This is a genomic window from Arthrobacter sp. UYEF3 (genome assembly GCF_040546245.1).
Taxonomy (GTDB): Bacteria; Actinomycetota; Actinomycetes; order Actinomycetales; family Micrococcaceae; genus Arthrobacter.
Genome location: NZ_JBEPNK010000019.1, coordinates 1 through 12,139 on the forward strand (window position 1 = coordinate 1; position 12,139 = coordinate 12,139).

Here is a 12,139-nt window from a genome sequence, read left to right on the forward strand (position 1 = left end):
ACTCCAGCCATTCGGCGGTCTCTTCCGGATCACGATCAGGCAGCTGGTTAGTCAACCCGCTGAGGATATGGGAGGTATCTTCTCCTGCAGCCACGTCCAACCTCTCTTTGAGCGCATTCATCGGCACCCTCAGCTCCGGCAGGGTAACTGCCTGGCGTGAACGCGACGTGTGCGACATATCGGTAACAGCAGCCCGGTCCTGTGCGCCGGGCTAGGTCCAATCACAACCATCCCCGCCTATAGAAGCGGTCGGTTGTCCGCGCAGGCATGGTCGTCATCAGCCACTCTAGCCGTGAGAGTCCGCTGATGCGTAGCCGTCCTGTGGGGCTGCCGCCGTATTTCACGGGCATACTGGTTCTGTGACAAAGCGCCTTCCCGGGTTCCCTGGAGTGGTCGGTGTGACGCAGAATATGGTGGACCGCGGGGTCTGCAGCTTGAAGCGGAGGCCCAAAGGGTGTTGGCTGGTAGTAATGGAAATCACTAGCGGCACTGGCATCCCAATGCAAGGCACAATGCAGTACATAAGAATGCAGTACATAAAGCAGGACACCAGGAAGCACGAACAGCATAGGAGTAACACGTGAGCGAGGCCGACGCCGCCACTTCGGTAAATGTGGCGGAAAAATTGGGTTTCAAAAACGGGGATCTGATTCAGGAATTCGGTTATGACGACGACGTCGACTTCGACTTGCGTGACGACGTCGAGGACCTTACCGGCTCGGAACTCTTCGATGAAGACGACCACGAAGTCGTAGACGCCGTGATTCTCTGGTGGCGCTCCGACGACGGCGACCTCGTTGACACCCTGGTCGGCTCGCGGACCACCCTGACCGAGGGCGGCGTCGTCTGGGTGCTCACCCCCAAGAACGGCCGGGTGGGCTACGTCTCACCGGCGGAGATCCAGGACGCAGCCCCCACAGCAGGGCTTCACTACACCACCTCGGCCGGCGTCTCCAAGGACTGGAGCGCCACCCGTTTGGTCACGCGGAAGAACAAGTGACCCAAGCCGCCACCACCGCTGTGACGGCGGCGCCGGGAGGACCGGCGCCCACCGTCGGCCAGCCAGCCCCGGACTTTGAGCTGGTCAACCAGTTCGGCGAGCCCGTCCGGCTTTCCGGGTTGCGCGGACGCATTGTGGTCTTAGTGTTCTTCCCCTTCGCGTTCTCCGGGATCTGCACGGGTGAACTCTGCGAAATCCGCGACAATCTCGCATTGTTCGAAGACACCGACGCCGCCGTGCTGGGGATCTCGGTCGACAGCAAGTTCGCGCAGCGCGCCTACGGGGAAAAAGAGGGGTTTACGTTCGATCTCCTCGCGGATTTCTGGCCGCACGGTGCCGTGGCCGAGCAGTACGGCGTTTTTGATCCGGACAGCGGCATGGCCAAGCGCGGCACCTTCATCATCGATGCGGACGGAATCGTCCGTTACGTCGTCGTGAACCCGCGCGGACAAGCCCGGGACTTCACCGAATACCGCACTGCCTTAGCCGGACTCGCAGGGAACTGACGGCGGGGACGGGCGGAATGAGGCAGCGGCGGCCAGGGATCGGCATGACCGGGTTCGCCAGCCTGCCGCCCGTCGCCACCACCGAACCGGCACGCAGCGAACTGGAGGTCCTGCAGGAGATCCACGGTCTCCTGGCGGGGGAGCGCTTGGCGTTACTCACCGGCGCGGGGCTGAGCACGGATTCGGGCATCCCTGACTACCGGGGCCCCGGCGCGGCGCCGAGGGCGCCGATGACCTACCAGGAGTTTGTCGGCGCGGCCGAGAACCGCCGGCGCTACTGGGCACGGAACCACATCGGCTGGTCGCACTTGCGCCGGGCGGATCCGAATGCCGGCCACACCGCCGCCGCCCGGCTGGAACGCCGCGGACTGCTCACTGGTCTGATCACCCAAAACGTGGACCGACTGCACGAGGACGCCGGGAGCGTCAATGTGGTGGACCTGCACGGCCGTTTCGACCGTGTGGTCTGCCTCGCCTGCCAACGCCGTTACACCCGCTCCCTGCTTGCCGGCGTCCTTGAGGAACTCAATCCGGGATTTCTGGCCGAGGCCCTCTCTGCCGGCGTAGTGGAAATGGCGCCAGACGCTGACGCGACCGTGGAGGACTCGGATCTAATCGCTGGCTTCGTCGTCGCGAACTGTCCGGCCTGCGGCGGAACGCTGAAACCGGACTTCGTCTACTTCGGCGAGAACGTCCCGAAAGACCGGGTGGAGCGCTCCTACGCCATGGTGGACGACGCCGGCGCGTTGGTGGTGGCCGGTTCTTCCTTGACCGTGATGAGCGGTCTGCGGTTCGTGCGGCATGCGGCTAAGCAGGGCAAGTCGGTGGTGATCATCAACCGGGGGCAGACCCGGGGTGACGACCTGGCAACCATCAAGCTGGAAGCCGGCGTCAGCGAATCCCTGACCTGGCTTGCGGCGGAACTTCCGGGCCTGTGAGCCGGTTCGCGCCGGGCCGCCACCGATTGGCATTTCCCGCGCCGGTTCCGGTAGAGTCATTGTTCGTTGGTTGACGCGCTGAAGCGCGGAAACAGCACCTTGGGTCTTTAGCTCAGCTGGTAGAGCGCCACGTTTACACCGTGGATGTCATCGGTTCGATCCCGGTAGGACCCACCAAGGAAAGACCCCGTTGTGACAGGCCAAGAGGCTGGTCCCGGCGGGGTTTTTGCTGTGATTTTTTGGTCGCCATGTCTTTGGTGCCACGCAGAATGTCGGTACCCGTCAGTACTGTCGCAGGCATGGAACACGTTTTGGTGAAAACCGGCCCGGACGGGCACCCCCTGGCGGTTATCCGCGGCGGCCGCGAATGGGTGGTCGGCGCGGACCCCGTGCGCTGGTTCGAGCGGGTGAGCTGGTGGGAGGAGGAGCGGCGGATGCCCAAGGGCCTGAGCCGGGTCGACGTCGAGGTGTGGCAGATCCAGGCGAGACTGGGACGGAACCACGGATCCGCGTTGACCACCATGGAACTTATCCGGGACGGTCTTGGCAGCGGTTGGCGGCTCCGGGAGGCCGTTGCGGACGCCGCCTAGCAGAACGCCCGGGAGCCCTGGTGCGCCGTGGCATTGGAAAAGCCTCCGGGCATTGGAAAAGCCTCCGGGCATTGGAAAAGCCTCCCACCGCGACTATTGGGGGATGCCGCGGTGGAAGGCTTGTTAGAAATATACCGTGAATGCGTCCAAATGTGAAACGCATAGCAGTTGAACTACACCATAACCAGGACTCACCTCCGGGGCACGGCGGCCGGCGCACGGCCGGCTTATCGGCGCTGGATCGGAACGAACACGCGGGGCTGGTCCTTCCAGCTTGGCTCCATTTCCGCGATGGTCTCGCGCATGATCTTGCTCGAAGCCTCGCGGGCAGCTGCGCCGTCGCCGGCCGCAATCGCTTCCGCCACCTCCACGTGCCACTGCAGCGCCGAGGCCCGCGGGTGGGCCGGCATCAGGCCGTGCACAGTGCGTCCGGTCAGAGTCTCGGCCACCTGTCCCACCATGTTGGCGAACATCTCATTGCCGGAGCCGGCCAGCAGAAGTGAATGGAACGCGATGTCCAGGTCGAGGAACCGCGGCACATCGCCGGCCACGCCCGCCTCGCGCATGGCGTGGGAGATTTCGACCAGTTCGCTGCGGAGTTCCACTGGCGCGTTGCCTGCCGCCAGTTCCGCCGCCACCGGTTCCACGGCAGTCCGCAGCTCGGCCAGGGAGCGCAGCTGGGCGCCCCTGCCCTCGCCGGCCAGGCGCCAGCGGATCACAAGGGGGTCGAACGGATTCCAGCGGCTGGCCGGCAACACCCGGATCCCGACGCGTTTGATCGTCTCGACCAGCCCCAGCGACTGCAGCACACGTACGGCCTCGCGCACCACCGAGCGCGAGACCTGTAACTCGTCCTCGAGGTGCTCGGCCAGCATGACGTGGCCCGCGGGGAGGTCACCGGCGACGATGCGGGCTCCCAGATGCTCGATGGCACGATGATGGAGGCTGGTTGACATAGTCGTAAGCATAGTGGCGCGGCCCCCGATCCCTTGGAGCACAGGCCTAGCGACCGTGGAAAAACCATAGACTGATTGTGATGCGGCGTATTCCGCAACGTGGGCGCTCCTTTCGTAGCGTCCGCGGAATCCCTATGGTTATTGACAGCCACTGATCCCAAGAAGCGTGTTCCGCAGCAAGCGCGGGACGTATTGCACTCGATGCACAGAATGAATTGGAGTTTTGATGTCAGCACACATCGGTGTCACCGGCCTTGCCGTGATGGGGGCAAACCTGGCCCGAAACCTGGCCCGTAACGGCTTCACCGTAGCCCTCCACAACCGGTCCGTGGAGAAGACCGACGCACTCCTCGAAAAGCACGGCAAGGAGGGTAACTTCATCCGGACGGAAACGCTGCAGGAATTGGTTGACTCGCTGGAGAAGCCGCGCCGCGTGCTGATCATGGTCAAGGCCGGCAAACCGGTGGATTCCGTGATCGAACAGCTCGAACCGCTGCTGGAGCCGGGCGACATCATTATCGATGCCGGGAACTCGCACTTCGAGGACACCCGCCGCCGCGAAGCCGCCCTCGCGAAGAAGGACCTGCACTTCGTCGGCATCGGCGTGTCCGGCGGCGAGGAGGGTGCACTCAACGGCCCGTCGATCATGCCCGGCGGCTCCAAGGAGTCCTACGAGGCGCTCGGCCCGCTGCTGGAAAAGATCGCCGCGCACGTCGACGGCCAGCCATGCTGCGCCTGGATCGGCACCGATGGCGCCGGCCACTTCGTGAAGATGGTGCACAACGGCATCGAATACGCCGACATGCAGGTCATCGGAGAGGCCTTCGACCTGCTGCGCTCCGGTGCCGGCATCGAACCGGACGAGCAGGCCAGGATCTTTGCCGAATGGAACAAGGGCGACCTAGCTTCCTTCCTGATTGAGATCTCGGCCGAGGTCCTCGGCCACGTGGATGCCAAGACCGGCAAGCCGTTCGTCGATGTCGTGGTGGATGCCGCCGGGCAGAAGGGCACCGGCCGCTGGACGGTCATCTCTGCCCTCGAGTTGGGTTCCCCGACGTCGGCCATCGCCGAATCGGTCTTCGCCCGCGCACTGTCATCCCAGGCCGAACAGCGCAAGCTGGCGCAGGAACTGCTCGCCGGCGGCGAGGCCGCCGTCGACGTCCCGGAAACTTTCGTCGAGGATGTCCGGCAGGCGCTGTACGCCTCCAAGCTGGTCTCCTATGCCCAGGGGTTGGACATGCTCGGCTCAGCGGCCAAGGAGTACGGCTGGGACCTTAGGCTGGACGAGATCGCCTCGCTGTGGCGCGGCGGTTGCATCATCCGGGCGGAGCTGCTCAAAGACATCACCAAGGCCTACGCCGCGGTTGAGAAGCCGGCCAACCTGCTGTTTGCCCCGGCCTTCACCGAGGCGATTGCCGAGGTCCTCCCGGCCTGGCGCCGCGTGGTGGCCACCGCCGTTCAGCTCGGCATCCCGGTGCCGGTGTTCTCTTCCTCGCTGGCCTACTACGACGGCCTGCGCCGCAAGCGGCTCCCGGCGGCCCTGATCCAGGGCCAGCGTGATTTGTTCGGTGCCCACACCTATGGCCGGATCGATACCGAGGGCGTCTTCCACACCCTTTGGGGCGAGGACAAGTCGGAAATCGCTGCGGTGGACACACACTAGTCCAGTCCGTTCCGGCGCGGCCGGTGTTTCCCGAAACTGTGGGGGGCGCCGGCCGTTCGTGTCGCCGGCCGCACTGAGCCCGGGCGCGGGACCGTAGGTTGCCCCGGCCAAGGTCGTGGCCGCCGCGCCGGCTCCACCGACGGGTGGGGACCCCGGTCCGGGACCGGGGACCCGCTGCTGGCTAGATCCGGTATTCGATCAGGTATTCCGCCGGGTCGACGGCGGGTTTGGTTTCGCGCTGGGCGTCGCGATGCCGCCAGGTGGCCGGTACGCCGGTCAGGATCGACTCGGCCGGGGCGTCTTTGACTACGACGGCGTTGGCGCCGATGGCGCTGTCCCGGCCGATTGTGATGGGGCCCAGGACTTTGGCGCCGGCGCCGATGACGACGCGGTCCTCAATCGTGGGGTGCCGCTTGACCTTGGCGAGCGAACGGCCGCCGAGGGTGACGCCGTGGTAGATCATGACGTCCTCGCCGATCTCGGCGGTCTCGCCGATCACCACCCCCATGCCGTGATCGATGAAGAAGCGCCGGCCGATGGTGGCGCCGGGGTGGATCTCGATGCCGGTTAGGAACCGGGCAAGTTGGGAGATCAGCCGCGCCGGGAAACGCAGGGACGGGGTCTGCCACAACCGGTGCGTCAGGCGGTGCGCCCAGATCGCGTGCAGGCCGGAGTAGGCCAGGATGTTCTCGAAAGTGCCCCGCGCCGCCGGGTCGTGGGACCGGGCGGCGCCGAGGTCTTCCTTCAGCCTTGCGAAGAAGCTCACAAAGACCTTTCTACGAAGTCGTGGCCAGCGGGCTGGACTCAGCCGCGGATGTCGTCGTACAACACGGTGGAGATGTAGCGCTCCCCGAAGTCGCAGACAATGGCGACAATCAGCTTACCGGCGTTCTCCGGGCGCTTGGCGAGCTCCAGGGCCGCCCAGACAATCGCGCCGGAGGAGATGCCGCCGAGGATACCTTCCTTGAGGCCTAGATCGCGGGCCACGCGGACCGAATCCTCCAGGCTGGCGTCCAGGACTTCGTCATAGACGCTGGTGTCAAGGATTTCCGGGACGAAGTTGGCGCCCAGGCCCTGGATCTTGTGCGGACCGACGTTGCCGCCGTTGAGGATGGCCGAGTCTTTAGGTTCGACGGCGATGATCTGCACCTCGGGCTTGCGCTCCTTGAGTACCTGTCCCACGCCGGTGACGGTCCCGCCGGTGCCGACGCCGGCGACGAAGATGTCTACCTTGCCGTCGGTGTCGGACCAGATTTCCTCGGCGGTGGTCCGGCGGTGGATCTCCGGGTTGGCCTCGTTGGCGAACTGCTGGGCCCAGATGGAGTTCTCCGTATTGGCGACGATCTCCTGGGCTTTCTCTACGGCGCCGCGCATGCCCTCGGAACCGGGGGTCAGCACAATTTCGGCCCCGTAGGCGCGGAGCATGACGCGGCGTTCGGTGGACATGGTCTCCGGCATGGTGAGGATGACCTTGTAGCCTCGGGCGGCACCGACCATGGCCAAGGCGATGCCCGTGTTCCCCGAAGTTCCCTCGACGATGGTCCCGCCGGGCTTCAGCGCCTCGGACTTCTCCGCGGCGTCCACGATGGCGACGCCGATCCGGTCCTTGACGCTGTTGGCCGGGTTGTAAAACTCCAACTTAACCGCCACCGTGGCGTCCAGGCCTTCGCTCAGGCGATTGAGGCGGACCAGCGGGGTGCCGCCGACCAGCTGGGTAACGTCGTCGTAGATCCGTGCCATGGGTGTATATGCCTATCCGTGAGGAGCGAATTTTAAGGTCAGCCTAACGAGGGCGCTTCCACCCTGGCTAAGCGTTAAGCCACGCGGAGTAATATTTCCTGGCCTTCGCCAGCTTCGGGTTGATGATGACCTGGCAGTAGCCCTGCTCGGGGTATTTTGCGTAATAGTCCTGGTGGATGTCCTCGGCCACGTGGAAGAGAGGCAGCCGGCTTACCTCGGTGACGATGGGGTGCGCCCACAGCTGCTGGTTCCGCCCGATCGCCTCTTCGAAGAGGATCTTTTCCTCGGTGGTTTCATAGAACATCGACGAACGGTACTGGGTGCCGACGTCGTACCCCTGCCGGTTCAATGTCGTGGGATCGTGCAGTGCGAAGAACATGTCCAGGATGACGTCGGCAGGGATGACCTCCTCGTCAAAGCTCACGGCCACAACCTCGGCGTGCCCGGTGGTTCCGGAGCAGACGGAGTAGTAATCGGGGTTACGGTCATGGCCTCCGGTGTAGCCCGAAATTACCGAGCTGACACCCTTGGTCTTCTGGTAGACAGCGTCGAGGCACCAGAAGCAGCCCCCGCCGAGCACGAAAGTTTTCATGTCCTGTTCAATGGACGAACGGCCCGGATCATTCCCGGACGCCGCATACCCCGGCTTTCGGAACTCCCGGCCGGGGCCGTCGGATCCGCGGATAGGGTAAAAATGAGGGTATGGAACCTGAGAACACCGACGTTTCAGTTCAGCCCGCCGAAGCGGCCGGCGCGGGTACGGCCGCTACGCTGGGGATGATCCTGCTGGCCGTCGAGGAGCTCTGGCCGGAATCGTTGGCGGAGGAGTGGGACGAGGTAGGCCTCGTAGCCGGGCATCCGTCCGCCGAGGTGAGCAGGATCCTGCTCGCCGTCGATCCCACGCTTGAGGTGATCGAAGAGGCAGTCAGTTGGGGCGCCGAGCTGCTGATCACCCACCATCCGCTGCTACTCAAGGGCGTCACCTCGGTGGCGGCCAACACCCCAAAGGGCAAGGCCGTCCACCGGCTGATCGAATCCGGTACCGCCCTGATGACTGTCCATACCAACGGCGATTCCGCCGTCGGCGGCGTCTCCGATGTGCTGGCCGACGCGCTCGGCCTGCAGGATGTGGCGCCGCTGACTCCCGCCACGAACGGCCTCCCCGAGGAGGGCATCGGGCGCGTCGGCGACCTGCCCGATGTGCAGACGCTGGGGGATTTTGCCGCGCGGGTCTTTGGCATCCTGCCCTCCGTGGCCGGCGGCGTGCGGGTTTCGGGCGACCGGGACGGCCTGGTGCGCAGGGTGGCCCTGTGCGGCGGTGCGGGCGACTCGCTGTTCAACGAGGTCCGCGCGAGCAACGCCGACGTCTACCTGACCGCGGACCTGCGGCACCATCCGGCGTCGGAAGCCCGCGAGGCCGCCGTCAACGACCGGCCGTACCTGATCGACGTGTCGCACTTTGCGAGCGAGTGGCTGTGGCTGCCGGCGGCCGCCGAAGCCCTGGGGAACGTGCTGACGGACCAGGGACACGACATCGAAATCCGGGTGAGCAGCACCAACAGCGACCCGTGGGACTTCATTCTCACTCCGGGCTAAGCCTGGCGTGCGAGGGGCCCCGGGTGAGCGTAGCGAGGCCGGGGAGCACGCTTGGCGCTAGAGTCTAGGGAGCGCCGGTACGGTGCCCGGCTCCGGCCGGTATGTGAACAAGCGGAGGAAATAGTGGCCAAGGCAGCACCGGCGGAACAGTTGAAGTTGCTTGAATTGCAGGGACTGGATGCCAAACTCAAGTCTCTGTCCAACCGCCGCCGCAGCCTTGAAAGCGACTCACGGATCACCGATCTGGAGGCCGCCCTCGGCGTCGCCAACGGCGAACTCGGGGCCGCGAAGGTGGCGGTACATGACGCCGAACTCGAACTCAAACGTGCCGAGGCTGACGTCGAACAGGTCGCCTCCCGGATCGAACGCGACGAGGCCAGGCTCAACAGCGGCACCGGGCTCTCCAAAGACCTCGTGGCCCTGCAGCGTGATATCGCGTCCCTGAACAAGCGCCGCTCGGATCTGGAGGACGTCGAACTCGAGGTCCTCGAGCGGCTGGATTCGCTGCGCCTGCGCCAGGCCACTCAGCAGCAGATCGTCGACGACATCCAGGGCTCCTTCGGCAGCATCCGCGCCGAACTCGATGAGCAACTGGCGGAGGTGGCCGCGGAATCGACAGTGGTGCGCGGCCGGCGCGCCGAATTTGCCGCCGGACTGGATGCCGGAATGCTTGCCGTCTACGAGAAAACGCTCGCCAAGCGGGGAGTTGGCGCGGCCCGGCTCTTCCACGGCACCTCCGAGGGTTCCGGCATGCAGCTCAGCCCGGGCGACCTCGCCGAGATCAAGGCCGCCGCCGGGGACGACATCGTCTTTTGCCCCGACTCCGGCTGCATCCTGATTCGTTCCGCAGAGTGGGGCTAACCACCCGACCGACTCGCAGTTGTTGTCAGTTCAGCCCTGGCAACGGCCACTATTTCCGGTCAGTTGGGCAGGATGAGGTTGAGCGTGTACGGCTTCCGGGCCGTGCCTTCGACCAGCTCCGCGGACCACTTCTCCGCCGCGGCCTTCTGTAGCTGCGCGGGGGACCGCAGGGTCTTGCCGCGGCGGGTCAGCAGATGCCGGGCCAGCTCCCCGCGGGTGTGCTTGGCGAAGTGGCTCACCACCTTGCGGACCCCGTTGACCTCGGTGAAGACGTTCACGGCCACCGTCTGTTCCGGCGGGGGAGCCCACGCCGCGGCGTAGGTGCTGGAGCGGCAATCGACCAGCAGTTCGCCGGCGGTTTCTGCGGCGAGGGCCTCGGTCAGTTGCGGTTTCCAGAAAGAAGCCAGCCGTCCCACGTCGGGCAGCGCCGTTCCCATCGACAGCCGGTACGCCGGCACCCGGTCCGCGAAGCGGATCGCCCCCCAGAGGGCGGAGATCACCAGCACTGACCGGTCCGCCTTTTTCCGTTGCGCCGGGGTCAGCGAACGGTAACCCAGGGCGTCGTACAGGACCCCCGAGTACACCTGGTGGGCGGGGGCGGCAGGCTCGGCGTGCAGCCGGGTGTTGCGTTCGACGTCGGCCTTCAGCGAGGCGCCGACGCCGAGCAGGGCCAGCGCATCCTCATGGGCGCTTACGGTGCCGAGCGCCTCAAGAACCTTCGCGCGGTGGCTGTTGAGGCCGGGGAAACTGAGGGACGCCGGGTCGACGGCGTCGCCGCCGGTGGCGGGGGTCTTGCCTTCGGAGGGGAGTAGCAGAATCAGCACCGTACGATCCTACCGGCGGCGGCGGCGGCGGCCCGGCGCCGGTGGCCGGTGTCAGGCCACCTTGGCTGGTGCCGCCGGTACAGGATCCGGTGCCGAGGCCGCTACCGGGACCGGAAGGGGGACCGGGGCGAGGCCCCCGAGAGGGACGGCCGCCGTCGCCACTGCCTTCGCCGCCTGGGTTTCCCGGGCCAGGAACGCGGACAACTCGCCGATGGTGCTCATCAGCGGGGCGGGGAAGACCACTGTGGTGTTCTTGTCCACACCGATTTCGACGAGCGACTGCAGATTGCGCAACTGGAGGGCCAACGGGTGCGCCATCATCGTGTCAGAGGCTTCGCCCAGCGCCGCAGCCGCGATGGATTCGCCTTCCGCGGCGATGATCTTCGCCCGCTTCTCCCGCTCGGCCTCAGCCTGCCGGGCCATGGCACGCTTCATGCTCTCCGGCAGCTGAATGTCCTTGAGCTCCACCAGGGTCACCTCGACGCCCCACTCCAGCGTGAGGGCGTCGAGGATTTCGCGGATGTCTGTGTTGATGTGCTCCGTCTCGGACAGGGTCTGGTCCAGGCTGTGCCGGCCCACCACTTTCCGGAGCGTGGTTTGTGCGATTTGATTGATCGCGGCGGCCACATTTTCGATCGCCACGACGGACTTCACGGCGTCGATCACGCGGTAGTACGCCACTGCGGAGATGTCCAAACTGACGTTGTCCTGGGTGATGATGCCCTGCGACTGGATCGGCATGGTGACGATCCGAAGGCTGACCAGCGGGAGCTTGTCGATCACCGGAATAATGAAGCGCAGCCCCGGCAGCCGGACGCCGGCGACCCGGCCCAACCGGAACAGCACGCCCTGCTCGTACTGGCGGACAATCCGGATCGACATCCGGGCCGCGATGAGCAGCAGGACCAGAATGATCAGCCAGATGATGATGGCGGTGAAGTCCATCCGAATCGCGTCCTTCCCTAGCGGGAACACCTGCTTCCATTCTCCCACCGGCGGGACCAAAAGGCTCCGCTGCGGGCACGCGGCCGGGGGAGACCGTAGAATGATCGACGGATGGGTTGACCAGGCGGCCGCGCGTCACGCAAGTGGCTCGAGGAACGTCCGGGCTCCGCAGGGCAGGGTGGTGGGTAACGCCCACTCGGGGTAACCCGCAGGCCAGTGCCACAGAGAATAGACCGCCTGCCCCGGCGTCGTGTCCGCACGGTTCGGGGATCAGGTAAGGGTGAAACGGTGGTGTAAGAGACCACCAGCTTCCCGGGTGACCGGGAAGGCTAGGTAAACCCCACCCGGAGCAAGGCCAGACAGGACACGTTTGAGGGCTGCCCGCCCGAGTGTCCGGGTAGGCTGCTGGAGGGCGTCGGCAACGGCGTCCGTAGATGGATGGCCGCTACTCCCGCGCCGGTAACAGCGCGGGAGCACAGAACCCGGCGTATCGGTCAACCCATCCACCCCAACGACAAAA

General features: G+C 65.6%; 13 protein-coding genes, 1 tRNA gene and 1 other RNA gene. 9 read left to right on the forward strand and 6 right to left on the reverse strand.

Annotation, left to right across the window (positions count from 1 at the left end):
- The first annotated feature begins 580 nt into the window (after positions 1-580).
- The 5 genes from ABIB14_RS13310 (at position 581) to ABIB14_RS13330 (ending at position 3,034) form a co-directional block, all read left to right on the forward strand.
- A complete protein-coding gene (locus ABIB14_RS13310; protein ID WP_354236378.1) occupies positions 581-1,000 on the forward strand; it encodes a DUF3052 domain-containing protein in 420 nt (139 codons plus the stop codon).
- Positions 997-1,506 (forward strand): peroxiredoxin, encoded by a 510-nt coding sequence (locus ABIB14_RS13315; protein ID WP_502909665.1) that lies wholly within the window; start codon positions 997-999, stop codon positions 1,504-1,506. The genes ABIB14_RS13310 and ABIB14_RS13315 overlap by 4 nt, the downstream gene beginning before the upstream one ends.
- Before the next feature lie 44 nt (positions 1,507-1,550).
- Positions 1,551-2,444 (forward strand): NAD-dependent protein deacetylase, encoded by an 894-nt coding sequence (locus ABIB14_RS13320; protein WP_502909666.1) that lies wholly within the window; start codon positions 1,551-1,553, stop codon positions 2,442-2,444.
- Between the two features lie 101 nt (positions 2,445-2,545).
- Positions 2,546-2,621 (forward strand) — tRNA-Val (locus tag ABIB14_RS13325).
- Between the two features lie 122 nt (positions 2,622-2,743).
- The gene (locus ABIB14_RS13330; protein ID WP_354236380.1) at positions 2,744-3,034 is read left to right on the forward strand and encodes a hypothetical protein; all 291 of its coding nucleotides are present in this window, start codon (positions 2,744-2,746) and stop codon (positions 3,032-3,034) included.
- Between the two features lie 227 nt (positions 3,035-3,261).
- On the opposite strand, the gene ABIB14_RS13335 is transcribed toward ABIB14_RS13330, so the two are convergent.
- Positions 3,262-3,990, reverse strand: coding sequence for a FadR/GntR family transcriptional regulator (locus tag ABIB14_RS13335; RefSeq protein ID WP_354236381.1), 729 nt, complete (start codon positions 3,988-3,990; stop codon positions 3,262-3,264).
- Positions 3,991-4,216: 226 nt separating this feature from the next.
- Here ABIB14_RS13335 and gnd point away from each other — a divergent pair, with 226 nt between their 5' ends.
- Positions 4,217-5,653, forward strand: coding sequence for an NADP-dependent phosphogluconate dehydrogenase (gene gnd, locus ABIB14_RS13340; RefSeq protein ID WP_354236382.1), 1,437 nt, complete (start codon positions 4,217-4,219; stop codon positions 5,651-5,653).
- 181 nt (positions 5,654-5,834) lie between these two features.
- Here gnd and epsC read toward each other — a convergent pair whose 3' ends face one another.
- From epsC to msrA, 3 genes are all read right to left on the reverse strand, one after another.
- The gene (epsC, locus tag ABIB14_RS13345; protein ID WP_354236383.1) at positions 5,835-6,419 is read right to left on the reverse strand and encodes a serine O-acetyltransferase EpsC; all 585 of its coding nucleotides are present in this window, start codon (positions 6,417-6,419) and stop codon (positions 5,835-5,837) included.
- 38 nt (positions 6,420-6,457) lie between these two features.
- Complete coding sequence (cysK, locus tag ABIB14_RS13350; protein WP_354236385.1) at positions 6,458-7,393, reverse strand: cysteine synthase A; 936 nt, start codon at positions 7,391-7,393, stop codon at positions 6,458-6,460.
- A gap of 67 nt (positions 7,394-7,460) precedes the next feature.
- Positions 7,461-7,985, reverse strand: a complete 525-nt coding sequence (gene msrA, locus ABIB14_RS13355; RefSeq protein ID WP_354236386.1) for a peptide-methionine (S)-S-oxide reductase MsrA — start codon at positions 7,983-7,985, stop codon at positions 7,461-7,463.
- A gap of 110 nt (positions 7,986-8,095) precedes the next feature.
- Between msrA and ABIB14_RS13360 the strand changes: the two genes are divergently transcribed.
- Together ABIB14_RS13360 and ABIB14_RS13365 are read left to right on the forward strand one after the other, a co-directional pair.
- Positions 8,096-8,989: a Nif3-like dinuclear metal center hexameric protein gene (locus tag ABIB14_RS13360; RefSeq protein ID WP_354236387.1), complete on the forward strand. Its 894-nt coding sequence runs from the start codon at positions 8,096-8,098 to the stop codon at positions 8,987-8,989.
- Positions 8,990-9,112: 123 nt separating this feature from the next.
- On the forward strand, positions 9,113-9,850 hold the full coding sequence (locus ABIB14_RS13365; protein WP_354236388.1) for a zinc ribbon domain-containing protein: 738 nt from the start codon (positions 9,113-9,115) through the stop codon (positions 9,848-9,850).
- 59 nt (positions 9,851-9,909) lie between these two features.
- On the opposite strand, the gene ABIB14_RS13370 is transcribed toward ABIB14_RS13365, so the two are convergent.
- Complete coding sequence (locus ABIB14_RS13370) at positions 9,910-10,674, reverse strand: YaaA family protein (RefSeq protein WP_354236389.1); 765 nt, start codon at positions 10,672-10,674, stop codon at positions 9,910-9,912.
- 51 nt (positions 10,675-10,725) lie between these two features.
- Entirely contained in the window at positions 10,726-11,619 is an 894-nt protein-coding gene (locus tag ABIB14_RS13375) for a slipin family protein (RefSeq protein ID WP_354236390.1), read from the reverse strand.
- Positions 11,620-11,731: 112 nt separating this feature from the next.
- On the opposite strand from ABIB14_RS13375, the gene rnpB reads away from it, so the two are divergent.
- Positions 11,732-12,125: RNase P RNA component class A (gene rnpB / locus ABIB14_RS13380), an RNA gene on the forward strand.
- The last annotated feature ends 14 nt before the right edge of the window (positions 12,126-12,139 follow it).

Coding starts and splice junctions, on each gene's coding strand:
- gnd (WP_354236382.1), top strand. CDS start 4,217: ATGTCAGCACACATCGGTGTCACCGGCCTTGCCGTGATGGGGGCAAAC.
- ABIB14_RS13320 (WP_502909666.1), top strand. CDS start 1,551: ATGACCGGGTTCGCCAGCCTGCCGCCCGTCGCCACCACCGAACCGGCA.
- msrA (WP_354236386.1), bottom strand. CDS start 7,985: ATGAAAACTTTCGTGCTCGGCGGGGGCTGCTTCTGGTGCCTCGACGCT.
- ABIB14_RS13335 (WP_354236381.1), bottom strand. CDS start 3,990: ATGTCAACCAGCCTCCATCATCGTGCCATCGAGCATCTGGGAGCCCGC.
- ABIB14_RS13330 (WP_354236380.1), top strand. CDS start 2,744: ATGGAACACGTTTTGGTGAAAACCGGCCCGGACGGGCACCCCCTGGCG.
- ABIB14_RS13375 (WP_354236390.1), bottom strand. CDS start 11,619: ATGGACTTCACCGCCATCATCATCTGGCTGATCATTCTGGTCCTGCTG.
- cysK (WP_354236385.1), bottom strand. CDS start 7,393: ATGGCACGGATCTACGACGACGTTACCCAGCTGGTCGGCGGCACCCCG.
- ABIB14_RS13360 (WP_354236387.1), top strand. CDS start 8,096: ATGGAACCTGAGAACACCGACGTTTCAGTTCAGCCCGCCGAAGCGGCC.